This is a genomic window from Thioalkalivibrio sp. AKL9, assembly GCF_000377825.1.
GTDB lineage: Bacteria > Pseudomonadota > Gammaproteobacteria > Ectothiorhodospirales > Ectothiorhodospiraceae > Thioalkalivibrio > Thioalkalivibrio versutus.
This window is the reverse complement of record NZ_KB905106.1, coordinates 182,117-197,207: the sequence shown is the minus strand read 5'-3', so window position 1 is coordinate 197,207 and position 15,091 is coordinate 182,117. Positions and strand designations below refer to the sequence as shown.

The window sequence follows — 15,091 nt, the reverse complement described above, 5'->3', positions numbered from 1 at the left end:
TCAGCGCGGACTCGATATCACGCAGGCTGTGCCGCTGGCCCACATGCCCAACCACCAGAGCCAGAAACTGGCTCCAGCGGGACAAGGCGTCGCTGCGCCGCGGCCCATCCAGCTTCGTCGCCAGTCGCTCAAATTCAAGTCGCGGCACGGATTGGAGAAGCTGACGAAGTACAGTAGCATGGTAGGCCATAGCCCGATTCCTCGTTTCGATTCAACGTTTTGTGGTGAAACCATTGTATCGAAAACGGCCCAGGAATCGGGCTATCTCGTTGAATTAAGTGGGACAGCAGTGGTACCGCCCCGATTACGTCGGCCGTACAACGTGCCGACAATAACGCCTAGTTGAAGCGGTACCGCACACCCAGATTCAATGCCGTCTCGTCACCAGCGCGGATCTCACCAAGAATGCTCATGGCGGGGTTGATCTGGTATTCCATGCCGCCCAGCAAACCGAGTTCGCGTCGGTTCTGCAGCCGCAGCGTGCCAGTTGAGCCGTCCAATTCTTCGATTTCACTCGAACGCACGAGATCGTATTCGCTTTTCACGCGCGCGTATTTCAGCCCGCCATATGGGCGGAAGTCGCCGACCACGCGTTCGAGAACCAGGGCGGCGTGCCATTCCGAACTCTTGTGTCCGTCGACGGACACCACTTCGTTACTTCCTTCCCAGAAGATCGGTGAGTAGGTATCCCACCCACCTCCAGCGTCCCGGATCTGATACATCACATCCAGGTTGAGCGCGACGCCTCGCTCATTCCACTCGTGAAGGTTGAACCGTCCGCCCACTGCGGCAAGCCAGCCTACGTCGGTGGATCCAGATTGAAAACCGGCCGCCTCCTGTGAGATTGGGCCAAATTCGTCACGGTCTCGGACGGTGAAACCATCGCCTTCGGAGAAAGACTGTTCAAAGTAGCCGTTGATGGAGCTGAAGTTGCTGAGTCGGGACTGGGTCGCACCCACTCGCCCGTAGAGCTCGATCCGCGGTGTTACTGAATAGTTAAGCTGCGCAAACAGATCGGTTTGTTCCTCGTCGGCATTGAGCCCGTTGAAGCCTTCGGTGAAGGTTTGGCCCCCTCCACCACCATTGATGGGTCCATCAGAGATGGGACCTTCATCGAAGCGATCACCATTGGGACTGGTCGAAGTGACGCTTCCAACCTCGGCATCCCCGTTTTGGGACATCTCCCTGCGAGACCGTTCCACACCGATACTCAGAGACCACCGGTTGTCGGCCGAGGTGGCCATGTTGCCCACCGGTGCCGCCAGGAGGCTCGCGGGTGCCAGCGTGCCGGCGAGGCCAAACCTGGTGGCAGACGATGTAGCTGGTTCTTGCATCCGGCGTCGTGCCCGCCACCACGGCGAAGGGGTTGGTCGCATTGTAGCTGGCGGTGGTCATGGGGAGCCCCAGGACCAGCGAGGTTTGGGCGTTGAATTGGGTCGGTGACAGGACCAGGAAGGGGTGAATATCTCGCATTTCCCGCCCCGCCTGAGGGTTGCGGTCGATCCAGATGACATCACGGCGCAGGGGTACCCAGTCCTTGGGTGCTGCGCGTTTTACCATCGTTTATTTCCAATCGCGTCAGTGCGCATGACCTCGCCGCCGTGGATATCCGGGTCAAACGCTTCCAGCCGCTCATCGAGCGTCATGGATTGACTGGTTTCCGGACGGATTACGATCTGGTTGCCCTCCACTGAGACGATGACAGGCTGGTCCGCCTCCAGATGCGCGGCGCGCGCGATGGCCGCTGGAAGGCGAACCCCCAGGTTGTTACCCCAACGCTTGATTTTCAGTCGTGTCTCGGCCATGGCTGCATCCGCATGATGTATAGACATTGTTTAAAAGGCTGTATCACCCCGGTGTGGAAGTGCGCCAGACCGTTGGCCTGCCAGTTGGGTGGTCGATGCCTCGCGGTTGGAGGTGCGTTTCGCGGGGCTCAACGCACCCTACGGGGCGGTGCTATCCCGTAGGATGCCGATGAGCGAAGCGAATCGCATCATGGGGGCTGGCTAGCGAACGGGATCGACGCGGATTTCGAGGGTGAGGGTGTCGCGGTCGCGGGTGGTGCGGCGGGAGGCGAGGCCGCGTTGCTCGGTGGCGCTCTCGCTGTGGACGCCGCCGAGGGTGTGCCAGGTGCCCGGCTCCAGGGTGAGCTGGGTGTCGATGGCGTCGCGGTCCACGGCGCCGCGCGTGAGGGGGCGTTCGTGGAGCTGGGAGATAGCCACGCGCACACGGCCGTCGGGTTGGACCTGGGGCCGTACGCGGAAGCCGCGGGCGGTGTTCTGTAGCAGGGGTTCGACGCCGACGCCGGCGCGGCCGTGGATGATGCGGAAGCCGGCGGTGCGGGTCTCGCCGACCAGGATGATGGCGTCGGTGCCTTCGCGCAGGCGCAGGTGCTGGGTCTGGTCGTCGCGGCGCGTGGTGCGCAGGCGCTGGGTGGTGATGCGCCCTTCGGTGCCGTCCGGGCCGCTCTCGAACTCGAAACCGCTGCCGCGTTCGGTTCGTGGGGCGTCGCTGTGGCGGCGCACAGAGAGGATGAGGTCCTGGGTCGGGGCGTCAAGTTCGGCGACGACCTCGCGGATCTGCTGGAGGGTGCGGGCATCGGCGCGCACCAGCAGGCGGAAGCCGTCGCCGCGCAGGGTGGCGGTGTCGCCGAACAGGGCCTGGAGCTCGGGCAGCAGGCTGTGGGCCGGGCGGTTTTGCAGCGGCAGAACGGCGACCTCGGCGTGGGGTTCACGCGCGAGCGCGGCTCCGGGCAGGAGCGTGCCGGCGGCTAGTGCGAGGGCGCCCCGTAGCCAGCGGCGCCGATCCACCATGCGGGGCCTGTCAGACGAGGAGGCGGCGGAGTTCGACGGCTTCATCGCTGAGACTCCAGTTGGCCTCGAAGTCCTGGGCTGCGCGCTGGGTGCCGGGCCGGTCCTCGACGTCGCCGCGCAGGATGCGGCGTCCGCCGGCCTGGGTGAGCTGCATCCAGCCGCTGTGGTCGGCGATGGCGGTGACGGTGAGCGGGCTTTCCTCCGCGGCCTCCAGCCGGCGCACCGACACGGCGCTGGGTAGACGCTTGATGCTCTCGACCAGGCTTGGGAGTTGTTCCTTCAGGGCGAGATCGTCGTCCACCAGCAGGCGGATATCGGTATGGCGATGGCGGCGCGCGATGCCGGCCAGCTCGGCGCCGAGGTCGGCACCCGCGATCTCGGCCAGGAGCGCGACGCGGGCATGCAGCCAGAGGCGCCGGCGGGTGGCGGCCAGGAGTTCGGCCAGCAGGGCCTCGGCGTCGATCAGGGTCGGGTCGCGTTCGGGGGTGGTCATCGGCGTGTCGCTCGCGTGCTGGGTGCTTCTCTCAGCATAGGCGAGTGCGGATGTGTTCGCATCTCTGGGTTCGGTGATGGTTTCGTGCGGTTCCGGGAATCACGGAATTCGTTGGTTTCGGGGCGGGCGATTCGCGTGCAGGCACGCTCCCACAGAATGCCTCGTAGGATGCGGATGAGCGTAGCGAATCGCATCGTGGGTGGGGTATGCCCCGTGGTGAGTGGTGCGTTTCGCAGGGCTCAACGCACCCTACGTTTGTGGGCGTTGCGGGGTGAGGGTGCTGCCGATTCGCGCGGGTGAGTCGGCGCCCACAAGGACCCTCGTAGGATGCGGATGAGCGCAGCGAATCGCATCACGAGGAGCCCGGACCCGGGCGGGCTATAGCGGATGCGCGGCCAGGCCGAGGTTGGGACGGCTCCAGGGTTGGCTGGGTCGTGCGATCGGGGAGTGGATGCGGTGGAGCATGCGGCGGTGGGGGATGCCGGCGTCTTCGAAGGTGTCGCTGATGACGAAGAAGTCGTGGCGGGCGTAGAAGCCGATGCGGGTGCTCTGGGCGTTCAGCCAGACCTCGCGCCAGCCGTGGCGGGCAGCGGCCAGGAGGGCACAGTCCAGCAGGCGCGAGCCGATGCCGTGTCCGCGCCAGGGTTCACGCACGGCCATGCGGCCGATCTGGCCGGAGGGCAGCATGCGCAGGGTGCCGACCGGTTCGTCCCCTGGCCCGGTGGCCAGCCAGTGCAGGGCGGCGGCGTCCAGGCCGTCGAACTCCAGTGGTTCGGGCACGCCCTGTTCCTCGACGAAGACCTCGCAGCGAACTTGGGACAGGGCCTCGGCGTCGGCAGGCCAGGTGGCCTCCCGGAAGGCGATGCGGTGTTGCATGGCAATCCTCCGTCGGGACGCCGTGAGGGAGAGCCCCGATCCGTACGCGAGCGGACGGGTGGATGAATGGCTCCCCGGCCTTCCTGGCCCTGGGTCCCGGACGGAAGAGTCTAGTCCAGGTTGGAGCCATGTTCCTGTGAAGGGTTTCGCGGATCGGGGGCTGCGGGGGGTGGGCCAGATGACGGGTAGGTGTTTTTCTGGCTTTGCGAGCGCCCCGCGGCAATCCAGGGGAGCGGCCCGGTGGCAGGCCGTGGAGATCGCCGCGGCGCTTCGCGCCTCGCGATGACGGGTAATAACCAGGTGCTTGCCAGACCCTGCGGTGCGTGCGCGTGCACGCAGATTGGGGTTCCCTGGAGCGTGAGTTCAGCGTTGGCCGATCAGGGTGTCGCGGAAGCGGCGGGACAGGGGCTCTTCCGGGTGCAGCCAGATACCGAAGTAGGCCGTGGCGAAGTCGTGGCCGGGGACCTCGACCAGCGATGTGCCGTTTTGCAGCAGGCGGGTGCCATGGCCCGGGCGGTATTCCAGGGCGTAGCGGTCGCCCGCCTCCATGTCGCGGTAGGCGGCGTTGAAGGTCTCCAGCCGGTCGGACAGGGCCGCAAGGGTGTCCGGGGTCTGCTGGTCTTCGAGCAGGCTGTTTCCACTCTTGCGGAAGTCGTCGGCGCTGATGGCGCGCAGGTATTCCAGTTCCAGGCGCTTGGGCACGTCGGCCGTCAGCACATCGTCCGGAGCGACGTCTTCCGGGACGTAGAGCGCGCCGACGTAGACGCGAAAGATGGTGTAGCGATAGAGCCGCCCGGCGCGCAGCGGGACGGTCGTGTCGTCGATCGTGACCGTGTCGGCAAAGCGGACGCCGTCGATCTCGGTCGCGGCGCTGGCGGGTGCGACGGTCAGGAACAGTGCAAGCAGCAGCATGGATGCGAGCAGGGTCCCGCGGCGGGTGGCGTGGCTATTCATGGGGTGGTTCCTCCGGGCTGGGCTGAAGGCGCGGCGCGTTCGCGCGCGTGGATGCGTTCGCGCAGGGCATGCTGGGCGTCGGCATCGATGGGGAAGCGCCAGATCAGGGCCATCGCCGCGAGCTTGAACAACACCGGCAGGCCGGCGTAGGCCAGCGCCAGCACGAGCAGGGCGGTGGGGCCGTTGTCGCCGTCGGCCGAGAAGCCGGCCAGGCCCAGCAGCGGGAAGCTGATGCCAACGGCCAGGGCCAGGGCCAGCTTGGTGGCCATGCCCCACAGCCCAAAGAAGAGTCCGGCGCGCTCGCCGCCGCCGTCGGCGGTGTCCTGGTCGATCACGTCGGCCTGCATTGCAGCCGGCAGCGCCAGGTCCACACCGAGGCTGAGCCCGGTCAATACGGTGATGGCGTAGAACGCGAGCACGTCGCCGGAACCGAGGAACGGAACCCAGATAAAGAAGGTCGAGGCGAGCAGCATCGACAGCGTCCACACCCGGTGCTTGGGCAGCCGGCGGGCGAGGCGCAGCCACAGGGGCAGCGCGAGGATGCCGGTGGCGAAGTAGACCAGCAGCAGTGGCCCGGCGTGTCCGGGGGCCTCCAGCACGTGGGTGATGAACAGCAGGAACAGGGTGGCCGGGATGGCGTTGGCGGTGCCGTTCAGGACCCAGGCGAGGACCAGGCGGCGGAACGGCTGGTTGGACCGCAGCAGGGTCCAGCCGGCGCGCCAGGGCACCGGCGCCAGGCGCCCCGGGCGCTCCGGCACCCGCCAGAGCAGGACCACGAAGGCGATCGGCAGCAGCACCCACAGCAGGACTGCAAGGGTGGCTAGCGCCGCGCCGGCATCGTCCTGCAGGCCCAGGACCGCGGGGAGCGCGGCGGCCGTTACCGTGCCCAGGACGACGAAGCCCTCGCGCGCGGCGGTGATGCGCGAGCGCTCGTGGTAGTCGCCGGAGAGCTCGGCGCCCCAGGCGGCATAGGGCAGGGCGACCAGTGTCCAGCCGAGGTAGACCAGGGTGCTGAAGATCAGCAGATACCAGGCGCCGGCATCCGCCGGCGGGCGGAACAGGAAGGGCGCGGCAATCAGCAGCAGCGGGACGCCCGCAAGCATGACCGCACGTCGTCGCCACGCACCGGGGATGCGGTCGGACAGATGGCCGATCAGCGGGTCGGTGACGACATCGAGCAGCCGTGCCAGCAGCAGGAAGACGCCCACCAGGGTGACGCCCAGGCCGGTGTGCTCGGCGTAGTGCGCGGGCAGGAAGACATACAGCGGCAGGCCGAGGACGGCCAGGGGCATGCCCAGGCCGCCGTAGGCGAACAGCCGCGGCCAGCGAAGGGTGCTCACCTCATTGGTTCGCGGGGTCATGGCCCGGCGCGGCGGGCTGGACGGGACTTTGCAGAACCGCCTGCATCAGGTTCACGCGGGCGGTGTCGAAGCCGACCTCGCAATAGGCGAGGTAGTAGCGCCACATGCGCAGGAACGACTGCGAGTAGCCCAGCGCCTCGATGACCGGCTCCGCCTGGCGGACCTCCCGGTGCCAGTGGCGCAGCGTGCGCGCGTAATCCTCGCCGAACAGGGCCTGGTCCTCGACCGTGAGCCCGGCGCGCTCGGCCTCTGCGTTGAAGCGCGGGACCGAGGGCAGCATGCCACCGGGGAAGATGTAGAGCTGGATGAAGTCCGCGTTGCGGCGGTAGTACTCGAAGGCCTCTTCCGCGATGGTGATGACCTGCAGCGCCGCGCGGCCGCCCGGGCGCAGGCAACTGCGGACCTTGGCGAAAAAGGTCGGCCACCAGTGTTCGCCCACGGCCTCGAACATCTCGATCGAGACCACGTGATCAAAGGTGCCCTGCAGGTCGCGATAGTCCTGCAGACGCAGTTCCACGCGGTCGCTCAGGCCGGCGCGTTCGATGCGCGCGCGGGCATAGTCGAGTTGCTCCTGCGAGAGCGTCACGCCGGTGACGTGGTAGCCGCGCTGCGCCGCCATCTCGGCGAAGCCACCCCATCCGCAACCGATCTCGAGGATATGCGCGCCGGGTTCGGCGTTCAGCTGGTCCAGCAGGCGGGCGTACTTCTGCGCCTGGGCCTGTTCCAGGGCCTCGTCGCCGCGGGTGAACAGCGCCGACGAGTAGCTCATGGTGCGGTCCAGCCACAGGTTGTAGAAGTCGTTGCCGAGATCGTAGTGGAAGCGGATGTTGGCGCGGCTCCCGCGGCGACTGTTGCGGTGCATCCAGTGGCGCATGCGGTCGATGGCACGCTGCCATGTCGGGCGCTCGGCCATCGGCGCCAGGGCCTGTTCGTTGTCGGTGGCGAAGCGCAGCAGCGTCTGCAGGTCGGGGGTGATCCAGTCGCCACTGATGAAGCCTTCGGCGAAGCCGATATCGCCGTGGCGCAGCAGGCGCAGGATGGCCCGCCACGGGCGGCGGAAGTGCCATACCGCCTCGACGCCGGCCTTGCGCCCGCGCAAGGTGATGCGGTCGCCGGACGGACCGATCAGGGTGATCTGCCCGGTGTCGATGTCTTTCAGGGCGCGGGCGACCAGGCGCAGGGCCCAGTCGCGCCGGGCCGTGCCTTCCTGCGGGGTGTCGATGTGGTCGAGGGCCATTAGTCGATCTCCTGTGCGGGGGGTGCGGGCCGTGGGTGATAGCGCCCGCCGCGCCACCAGATTCTGAGAGCCTGCCAGTGGATCAGCGGCAGGATCTTGAGGGTCATCCAGGGTTTCTTCAGGAAGGCGGCCAGCAGTGCGCGGTCGCTGAACGGGCGCAGGCGCCCGTGTTGCGAGGCCACCAGCATCAGGTCCTGGTCCTGGTATTCGTTGATCGCGATGCGCAGCGATGCGCCGGACTGCAGGCGCGGCGGCGTCAGGGTGAAGGCGTAGCGCGCGTGCATGTCGATGAACGGTGAGACGTGGAAGGCCTTGTTCTTTTCCTGGCGCACGGGGAGGGCCATGGGGGCGCCGTTCTCGTGCAGCAGGTAGTGGTGGTGCTCGCCGAAGGTATTGCGCACCTCCAGCAGGATGGCGCGCAGTTCGCCGTCGGCATGCCGGGCGTACCAGACACTGAGCGGGTTAAAGGCGTGCCCGAGGACGCGCGGCATGGTCAGCAGGTGAATCGGGCCACCGGCCAGGTCGATGGCGTGTTCGGCCAGGTGGGCCTCGATCCACGGGCGCCAGGGGCGGCCGTCGCGTGGGCCGTGGTCGCGGGTGCGCAGGCTGAACAGGTTGAAGCGATTCAGCGAGAACAGACGGCAGCGCCGGGTGGTCTCCGCCAGGCGATCGATATCGAACAGCGCGCTGGTTACCGGGTAGCGAAAGCGATATTGCTGCGGAAAGAACCGCTGGTGCAGCACCGTGCCATGGACCAGGGCGGCGTCCATTCACGCGCTCCGGGATTGCGCAGGCGGCGCGTGCGCCGGTGCCGCTACGCCGCCGTGAATGGCGGAGCCCGGTTGGCGGGCGGTCTGCATGGGGGGGTGCGCAGGGCAGGACCAGGGCGGTTCGATGCCCAGCGATCGCCCGATGGAAACGGCCGAGCGCAGTCCATCCTCGTGGAAGCCGTAGCCCATCCACGCACCGGCGAAGTACAGGTTGTTCTCGCCCTGGGTGGCCGCGAGGCGCTGACGCGCCTTCTCCGCCGCGGTGTCCATGACCGGGTGTTCCCAGTGCTGTTCGCCGAGCACGGTGTTTGGGTGCGGCTCGCGCCAGGGGTTCAGGCTGATGATGTAGTCCTGGCGCCGTTCCAGGCGATGCAGGCGGTTCATCCAGTAGGAGACCGAGACGTTGTCGCGCGCCTGGGTGGAGCGCCCGGAGAGATAGTTCCAGGAGGACCACACGCGGCGCGAGCGGGGCATCAGCGCCGGGTCGGTGTGCAGTACCGCGCGGTTGGGCTGGAAGCGGCAGGCGGCGAGCAGACGCTCGCGCGCCGGGTCGGCCTTGTTCAGCAGCCAGCGCGCGGTGTTGGCGTGGCAGGCGAACACGACCGCGTCGAACCCCGCTGCCTGATCGTGGGTCAGGACCCGCCACCGGTCGGCCTCGGGGATCACTGCGCGCACCGGTTGGTGAATCACGCTGCCGGGTTCCAGGCGCTCCGCGAGCCGCTGGACGTACTCGCGGCTGCCGCCGACCACCGTGCGCCACTGCGGGCGATCACGCAGATCCAGCAGGCCGTGGTTGTGGAAGAACTGCAGGAAACTGGCGGCCGGGAACTCGCGGATTTCCTCGGGCGGGCAGGACCAGATCGCGGCCGCCATCGGCAGCAGGTAGTCCTCGGTGAAGCCGCGGCCCAGTCGGTGCCGGGCGAGAAACGCGCCGAGCGTGCCCTCCGGGCTTTCGCCACGCTCGAACAGGCCCTTGCCCAGGCGGTTGAAGCGCAGGATATCGCGCGCCATACGCAGGAAGGTCGGGCGCACCAGGTTGCGGCGCTGCGCGAACAGGGTGTTCAGATCGGAGCCGGCATACTCGACGCCCGCGGGCTGGCGCGAATAGCCGAAGGACATGTCCGTATCCTGGGTGGGGACGTCGAGTTCCGTGAACAGGCGGGTGAGCAGGGGGTAGTTGCGCTCGTTGTAGACCACGAAGCCGGTGTCGATGGCCGTGTGGCCCTGCGGATCGGGTACCTCCACCGTATGGGCATGGCCGCCGAGCTCCGGTTCCGCTTCGAACAGTTGGACCTGGTGCCGGGTCTGCAGAATCCAGGCGGCGGACAGGCCGGCGATGCCTCCGCCGATGACGGCGATGCGCGAGCGTTGCATGGTGGTGGATCTCCGGGCCGCAGGGCGATGTACATCTTATACAATAACTGTACAATCTTTGTAAATGGTGGCGGTAAAAAGTTCCCCGGCTTCCAATAGGAGGGCGGTATACCGCGAAACAGGTGCAGCGGGAGACGCGGATCGTGAACACAGATAACCAGGCGCAAGCGGGCGCCCCCGAGTGGCCGGCAGAGGTGCGCGATGCACTGACGACCCACGAGATCGTGGGTATCACCTCCGGGCTGTCGGATTTCCGGGATGCCGAGGCGCTTCTGAAGGCGACGGCCCCGGGGCGCTGGCAGCGGCTGGAGTGGGGCATGGGCTCGGCTCACAACCGCGAGCAGTTCCATGCGTTGCAACAGGCCACCGGCGCCGCGGTGCTACCGCTGTTTGTGACGCGCGAAGGGGTGATCGGCGGCCTCCCTGAACTGCGCGAGTACCTGGGCCACCGGGCCTTGCAGGCGCGCGGCGAGGGCGCGCGCCCGGATACCCCGGCACCTGCATTGCAGGTGCTCGGGTACGCCGGGCTGCTACCCTTCGCGTTCTTCGGCATCGGGGCCTGGATGGCCCAGCCCGAATGGCAGGTTTTCGCGCTGGAGGCCCTGGCGCTCTATGGTGCGGTGATCCTGTCGTTCCTGGGGGCGGTCCACTGGGGCATCTATCTGGCGGATCGGCAGCACCGGGTGGGTCCGCTCTCGGCGCCGGTGTGGGCGGTGGTGCCGTCCGTCCTGGCCTGGCTGGCGGTGCTGCAGCCGCTGCCGCAGGCCTTGATGACGCTGGCAGTGCTGTTTCTTGGGGTGTGGTGGGTGGACCGGCTGAGCCTGCAGCGGCGGGCGTTGCCCCGTGGCTATCTCGGTCTGCGCCTGATGCTGACCGTGGGCGCGATGCTGGCCCTGGCCTCCGGCCTCGCGGTCACCATCGCGGCCTGAGCAGGAAAGAGGAAGAACGCGAGAATGAACGAGAACAAGGAACCATCGATGAACGCAGATGCCCGCATGGCCGACGAGCCGACGGCCACCCCTGCCTCGGGCCAGCCGCTGGCCGCCCCGGAACAACTCGCCGAGCACTACCGCGAGATTCTCGCCGGGCTCGGCGAGAATCCGCAACGCGAGGGCCTGCGGGACACGCCGATGCGCGCGGCCAAGGCCATGCAGTATCTGACGCGTGGTTACCAGCAGGATCTGGACACCATCGTGAATGATGCGCTGTTCTCGTCCGATAACGACGAGATGGTCCTGCTGCGCGATATCGAGCTGTACTCCCTGTGCGAGCATCACCTGCTGCCGATTATCGGCAAGGTGCATGTCGCCTACCTGCCCGATGGCAAGGTGATCGGCCTGTCGAAGATTGCCCGCATCGTGGACATGTTCGCCGCGCGGCTGCAGATCCAGGAGAGCCTGACCCGCGAGATTGCCGAGGCGCTGATGCAGGTGACGGGGGCCAAGGGGGTTGGCGTGGTGGTGGATGCCAAGCACATGTGCATGACCATGCGCGGGGTGGAGAAGCAGCACTCCTCGATGGCGACCTCGGTGATGCTGGGCGCCTTCCGCGAGGACGGGCGCACCCGGCGCGAGTTCCTGAACCTCATCCGCGGCAGCCGCGACTGAACCCCGACCGGGCGGCGTCGGGCGCGTTCAGCGCAGCGGGATGCTGAACGAGATGTAGTTGACCCCGGCCATGCGCATGTGGCGAACGTCCTGCGCCAGGCTGTTCAGCAGGTAAAGGCCCAGCTCGCGCAGCGATTGTTCGTCGCTGGCCGTCCACTGGCGTGCCTCGCGCAGCGCGGCCTCGTCGACCTCGGCCGCGGCGGTGCGATCGATCATTTCCACCGCCAGCGTCTCGCCTTCGCGTTCCAGACGTACATCGACCGGCCGGCTGCGTCCCGGCTCGCGGGCTGCCTGCTCGGACAGATGCATGAAGACCTCCTCCAGGGCGATTTGCAGTTTGACCGATTGCTTTTCCGGCAGGCTCAGGCTTTCGCCGAATTCCTGCGCCATGGCATGGACCTGTGGCAGGGAATCCGCCTCGGGCTCGAAGGTCGCGCGTCGATGCGGGCGGGGCCGCAGGTTGAAGATCATGCTGAGTGCCACCGCCACCGTGCCGCCGGTGGAGACGCCGTTATTCAGAAACGGGCTCAGCGCCTCCGGGATCAGGTGGTGGAAAAACAGTTCGTTCTGGAAGATGAAACCCGTCGAGAAGGCGACACCGATGATCAGCCCGCTCTGGTAGTTGAGGCCGTCCTGGGCGCACAGGCGGATCCCCGCGACGAACAACAGGGCCAGCAAAATGAGCAGGAACGCGCCGAAGACGGGGCCTGGCAGCGAGATCATCAGCATGTTGAGCTTGGGAATCAGCGCGATCAGCGCGAGAAAGGCGGCGAAGTAGTAGCCGACCCGGCGGGCGGCCATGCCGGTCAGCTCGATCGAGGAGACGCCAATGCCATAGGTCGTGTTGGGCAGTGTGCCCAGGCTGCCGGCGATCATGTTGCCCAGGCCGTCCGCATACAGCCCGCCGCGCACGCGGTCGTGGTCGATCTTGCGCGGGGTGCGGTAGGAGTTGCGCTGCGCGACCTGGGTATCGCCAATGGACTCCACCGCTCCGACCAGGGTCACGATCGCGAAGGTCAGAAGCAGCGTGAACCAGGTGGGCGAGAACTCGAAATAAAAGCCGGGCCATTCCAGCGGCGGCAGGCCGAACCAGGCGGCCTCGGTGACCTCCGAGAAATCCGTGACGCCGAAGATCATCGCGACCACGATCCCGGAGCCCAGCCCCATGATGGGGGCCCACAGCCGCAGCAGGCGTCCGCCGAAGACCGCCACGAGAATGGTGAACCCGAGTGTGAACAGGGCCACCACCAGTGCCCGCCAGGTCCCCTCGTAGTCTCCTTCACCCTGCATCATGTCGGCTGTGGTGGGGATCACGCCGAGCACCACCAGCATGATCACGACCCCGCTGACCGTGGGCGTGATGATGCGGCGGAATAGCCCGAGATAGCGCGCGAACAGGAACTGTACCGGGGCCGACAGCACTGCAAGGGTGCCGACCAGCGCCATGCCGCCGACCAGGGCGGCCTCGATGCCCACGGCCAGGTAGGCGGTCGAGGTCCCCATGAAGATCAGGTAGCCCGATCCGATCGGGCCGACGCGGCGGACCTGAATCAGTGTGGCAAGCGCGCTGCCGATCAGGGCGGCGAATACGGTCCACTGGGTCGCGGCCAGATCGAGACCGATGGCGCGGGCCAGGATCAGGGGCGCGATGATGATGGTCGGCGCGACCAGCAACAGGCTCTGCAGCGCACTGATGGTGCATTTGACCGGAGGCGGGTGATCGTCCACCTCATAGAGGATCTTCGACTGCGAAGCTTCGGCCACGGTGCCCCTGTGCGCGGTTGGCGAAAGCGCGCAATCATAACAGCCACGTGGTGTCGGGAGCCGGGGGGTGTTGGTTGGGCGTTGCCCGCGAGTCGTAGGGGACCGGCAACCAGACAAAAAAAGACCCGGCGCAATGGCCGGGTCCAAGATCGTTCAGACACCCGTGTGATGGAGGGTTGTGATCTGAACGGCGGGTCACCGGCTGCCGTTGCCACGAGCCGATGATTTCCGCAACTTGTATAAGTGGACAGGCGGTGTGGAAACAGGTTCCTGCCAGCGGCTGAAAGAGTGTGGTGGCTGTCACATTTTCAGATGGGCACGGCGATCCCGCCGAGGTTCATTCATTTTTCGGGTTCTTTGTGGAGGCGTGATGCGCGGTCTTGAACAGATCCCCTGGCTGTATGACGGCCTGATGGCCGGTGCCGATCTTCTGGGGCTGCGCCGCTGGCGACGGCGCCTGGTCGAGGGCGCCGAAGGCCGGGTTCTGGAGGTCGGCTGCGGGACCGGGCGCGATCTGCCGCTGTACGCGGATCCGACGCAAGTGATCGGCATGGATCCGGACCTGGCCGCGCTGCGGAGGGCGCGACGCCGTGCGCCGACGGTCCCGCTGGTGGTGGCGAAGGCCGAGGCGCTGCCATTTGCGGATGGGGTGTTCGATAGCGTGGTCTCCGGCCTGGTTTTCTGCAGCGTCCAGGACCCGCCGCGGGCCCTGGGCGAGGTGCGCCGGGTGCTGGCGGACGGCGGCGCGTTGCGCATGCTGGAGCATGTGCGCCACACCCGCCCGCTGCTGGGACGGGCCCAGGACCGGGTGCAGCCGGCCTGGACCTGCGTCACTGGCGGTTGCCATCCGAATCGCGATACCGAGGCCGCGGTGGAGCAGGCCGGGTTCTGCATCGAACCCGAGGATCGCGTGGCCCGTGGCGTGATGCGGCGCTTTGCCGCGCGGGTCTGCCGAGCGCCCGAAGGTCCTGTCGGCCGCAACGCCGGGAAGACTGACTGAAGGTCGAGGGCCTTGTTCACCACGAAGGGCACGCAGGCGCGAAGAAGGGGAAGCATCGGCGACGAGAGTTCCGGTGCTGATCGTCGTTCGTGCGGTTGTGCGTTGAAAATTCTCCTGCGTGCGAAAAAATCGTGCATGGAGGCTCAAGTCTTGCGGGATGCGGCCGTCACCTGGGGCAGGCCCGTCGTCCTGAGCGCTGGTGGGCCTGTACATTCAGATTCCGGGAGTACCAGGATGGACGCAAGCGCGATTGCCGCAATGGCCACCCAGCAAAGCCAGCAGCAGCTGGCCATGCAGAAAGATGTGGCCCTGCAGAAGAAGGCGATGGAGTCGCAGGAGATGGCCGCTCAGTCGATGCTGGAGGCACTGCCCGACATTGGCGAGATGCAGGCCGCCACACAGGGTCTGCCGGCAAACGTGGGCACCAACATCAACACGACCGCCTGACGCCCCCCAGTCCTTTCGCCCTGCAAGGCCCCGGCGCGTTACTGCCCGGGGCCTTTTCGTTTCCTGATTAGCAACGAGCGTCAGCCAGGCTCAAGGCCCGTGCGGGCCCTGGTCTCCAGGCGCCTCCTACATCGTCCTCCCGGAAACCGCGCAGCGGTTATCCGGGATCTCCACGGTATGAGTGACCCGTACGTTGGGGCTAGAACGGCGTGTGGAGATCCCGGCTCTCCGCTGCGCTACGGCCGGGATGACGCGGAAGTATTTTGGTCCCGGGTGTCGGAGCCGCTGTGTCCGGATGCCCCCGTACCCCGCGATCACGCGGTCTTCCATCCAGAGCCGTCGCGCCCTGCGCGGCAGGCCGGGAGCCTGCCCTGCACCGTGCCCTGGGTGCCCTC

16 protein-coding genes and 1 pseudogene are annotated in these 15,091 nt (G+C 67.1%); 4 read left to right on the top strand and 13 right to left on the bottom strand.

Translation table 11 applies throughout. The annotated features are described in order from the left end of the window. From D573_RS14950 to D573_RS0105785, 12 genes and pseudogenes are all read right to left on the bottom strand, one after another. On the bottom strand, window positions 1-190 hold a 190-nt coding region (locus D573_RS14950; protein ID WP_038039727.1), incomplete at its 3' end, for a DUF4372 domain-containing protein. 148 nt (window positions 191-338) lie between these two features. Continuing rightward, on the bottom strand, window positions 339-1,181 hold the full coding sequence (locus tag D573_RS0105830) for a hypothetical protein (RefSeq protein WP_018937915.1): 843 nt from the start codon (window positions 1,179-1,181) through the stop codon (window positions 339-341). Between the two features lie 79 nt (window positions 1,182-1,260). Next, window positions 1,261-1,473, bottom strand: a pseudogene (locus tag D573_RS14125) (type II toxin-antitoxin system PemK/MazF family toxin); the annotation flags it as partial. A gap of 80 nt (window positions 1,474-1,553) precedes the next feature. Beyond that, window positions 1,554-1,805 (bottom strand): AbrB/MazE/SpoVT family DNA-binding domain-containing protein, encoded by a 252-nt coding sequence (locus D573_RS0105825; protein ID WP_018937914.1) that lies wholly within the window; start codon window positions 1,803-1,805, stop codon window positions 1,554-1,556. A 201-nt stretch (window positions 1,806-2,006) separates the two neighbouring features. Beyond that, complete coding sequence (locus D573_RS0105820; protein ID WP_026287923.1) at window positions 2,007-2,858, bottom strand: hypothetical protein; 852 nt, start codon at window positions 2,856-2,858, stop codon at window positions 2,007-2,009. Beyond that, window positions 2,824-3,306: a hypothetical protein gene (locus D573_RS0105815; protein ID WP_018144443.1), complete on the bottom strand. Its 483-nt coding sequence runs from the start codon at window positions 3,304-3,306 to the stop codon at window positions 2,824-2,826. Before D573_RS0105815 ends, D573_RS0105820 begins: the two co-directional genes overlap by 35 nt. Window positions 3,307-3,684: 378 nt before the next feature. After that, window positions 3,685-4,182 carry a GNAT family N-acetyltransferase gene (locus D573_RS0105810; protein WP_018937912.1) on the bottom strand — a complete coding sequence of 166 codons (498 nt, stop codon included), beginning with the start codon at window positions 4,180-4,182 and terminating at the stop codon, window positions 3,685-3,687. A gap of 363 nt (window positions 4,183-4,545) precedes the next feature. Beyond that, window positions 4,546-5,136, bottom strand: a complete 591-nt coding sequence (locus D573_RS0105805) for a chalcone isomerase family protein (RefSeq protein ID WP_018937911.1) — start codon at window positions 5,134-5,136, stop codon at window positions 4,546-4,548. Further along, window positions 5,133-6,497 (bottom strand): MFS transporter, encoded by a 1,365-nt coding sequence (locus tag D573_RS0105800; RefSeq protein ID WP_018939180.1) that lies wholly within the window; start codon window positions 6,495-6,497, stop codon window positions 5,133-5,135. Before D573_RS0105800 ends, D573_RS0105805 begins: the two co-directional genes overlap by 4 nt. Beyond that, window positions 6,478-7,734: a cyclopropane-fatty-acyl-phospholipid synthase family protein gene (locus tag D573_RS0105795; RefSeq protein WP_018937909.1), complete on the bottom strand. Its 1,257-nt coding sequence runs from the start codon at window positions 7,732-7,734 to the stop codon at window positions 6,478-6,480. The genes D573_RS0105800 and D573_RS0105795 overlap by 20 nt, the downstream gene beginning before the upstream one ends. Next, on the bottom strand, window positions 7,734-8,504 hold the full coding sequence (locus tag D573_RS0105790) for a DUF1365 domain-containing protein (RefSeq protein ID WP_018937908.1): 771 nt from the start codon (window positions 8,502-8,504) through the stop codon (window positions 7,734-7,736). The genes D573_RS0105795 and D573_RS0105790 overlap by 1 nt, the downstream gene beginning before the upstream one ends. Then, entirely contained in the window at window positions 8,505-9,878 is a 1,374-nt protein-coding gene (locus D573_RS0105785) for an NAD(P)/FAD-dependent oxidoreductase (RefSeq protein WP_018937907.1), read from the bottom strand. Between the two features lie 122 nt (window positions 9,879-10,000). Between D573_RS0105785 and D573_RS0105780 the strand changes: the two genes are divergently transcribed. Together D573_RS0105780 and folE are read left to right on the top strand one after the other, a co-directional pair. Beyond that, window positions 10,001-10,807 carry a DUF3429 family protein gene (locus D573_RS0105780; RefSeq protein WP_018937906.1) on the top strand — a complete coding sequence of 269 codons (807 nt, stop codon included), beginning with the start codon at window positions 10,001-10,003 and terminating at the stop codon, window positions 10,805-10,807. Between the two features lie 24 nt (window positions 10,808-10,831). Next, a complete protein-coding gene (folE, locus tag D573_RS0105775) occupies window positions 10,832-11,485 on the top strand; it encodes a GTP cyclohydrolase I FolE (RefSeq protein ID WP_018937905.1) in 654 nt (217 codons plus the stop codon). A gap of 27 nt (window positions 11,486-11,512) precedes the next feature. On the opposite strand, the gene D573_RS0105770 is transcribed toward folE, so the two are convergent. After that, the gene (locus D573_RS0105770; protein ID WP_018937904.1) at window positions 11,513-13,249 is read right to left on the bottom strand and encodes a uracil-xanthine permease family protein; all 1,737 of its coding nucleotides are present in this window, start codon (window positions 13,247-13,249) and stop codon (window positions 11,513-11,515) included. Window positions 13,250-13,619: 370 nt separating this feature from the next. Between D573_RS0105770 and D573_RS0105765 the strand changes: the two genes are divergently transcribed. After that, window positions 13,620-14,249, top strand: a complete 630-nt coding sequence (locus D573_RS0105765) for a class I SAM-dependent methyltransferase (RefSeq protein ID WP_018937903.1) — start codon at window positions 13,620-13,622, stop codon at window positions 14,247-14,249. A gap of 234 nt (window positions 14,250-14,483) precedes the next feature. After that, window positions 14,484-14,696: a putative motility protein gene (locus D573_RS0105760; RefSeq protein ID WP_018937902.1), complete on the top strand. Its 213-nt coding sequence runs from the start codon at window positions 14,484-14,486 to the stop codon at window positions 14,694-14,696. The last annotated feature ends 395 nt before the right edge of the window (window positions 14,697-15,091 follow it).

Bases quoted from the DNA above. Each gene is read 5' to 3' on its own strand.
- D573_RS0105765 (WP_018937903.1), top strand. From the start codon at position 13,620: ATGCGCGGTCTTGAACAGATCCCCTGGCTGTATGACGGCCTGATGGCC.
- D573_RS0105830 (WP_018937915.1), bottom strand. From the start codon at position 1,181: ATGTCCCAAAACGGGGATGCCGAGGTTGGAAGCGTCACTTCGACCAGT.
- D573_RS0105810 (WP_018937912.1), bottom strand. From the start codon at position 4,182: ATGCAACACCGCATCGCCTTCCGGGAGGCCACCTGGCCTGCCGACGCC.
- D573_RS0105790 (WP_018937908.1), bottom strand. From the start codon at position 8,504: ATGGACGCCGCCCTGGTCCATGGCACGGTGCTGCACCAGCGGTTCTTT.
- D573_RS0105805 (WP_018937911.1), bottom strand. From the start codon at position 5,136: ATGAATAGCCACGCCACCCGCCGCGGGACCCTGCTCGCATCCATGCTG.
- D573_RS0105795 (WP_018937909.1), bottom strand. From the start codon at position 7,734: ATGGCCCTCGACCACATCGACACCCCGCAGGAAGGCACGGCCCGGCGC.
- D573_RS0105815 (WP_018144443.1), bottom strand. From the start codon at position 3,306: ATGACCACCCCCGAACGCGACCCGACCCTGATCGACGCCGAGGCCCTG.
- D573_RS0105800 (WP_018939180.1), bottom strand. From the start codon at position 6,497: ATGACCCCGCGAACCAATGAGGTGAGCACCCTTCGCTGGCCGCGGCTG.
- D573_RS0105760 (WP_018937902.1), top strand. From the start codon at position 14,484: ATGGACGCAAGCGCGATTGCCGCAATGGCCACCCAGCAAAGCCAGCAG.
- D573_RS0105785 (WP_018937907.1), bottom strand. From the start codon at position 9,878: ATGCAACGCTCGCGCATCGCCGTCATCGGCGGAGGCATCGCCGGCCTG.
- folE (WP_018937905.1), top strand. From the start codon at position 10,832: ATGAACGAGAACAAGGAACCATCGATGAACGCAGATGCCCGCATGGCC.
- D573_RS0105820 (WP_026287923.1), bottom strand. From the start codon at position 2,858: ATGAAGCCGTCGAACTCCGCCGCCTCCTCGTCTGACAGGCCCCGCATG.
- D573_RS0105825 (WP_018937914.1), bottom strand. From the start codon at position 1,805: ATGGCCGAGACACGACTGAAAATCAAGCGTTGGGGTAACAACCTGGGG.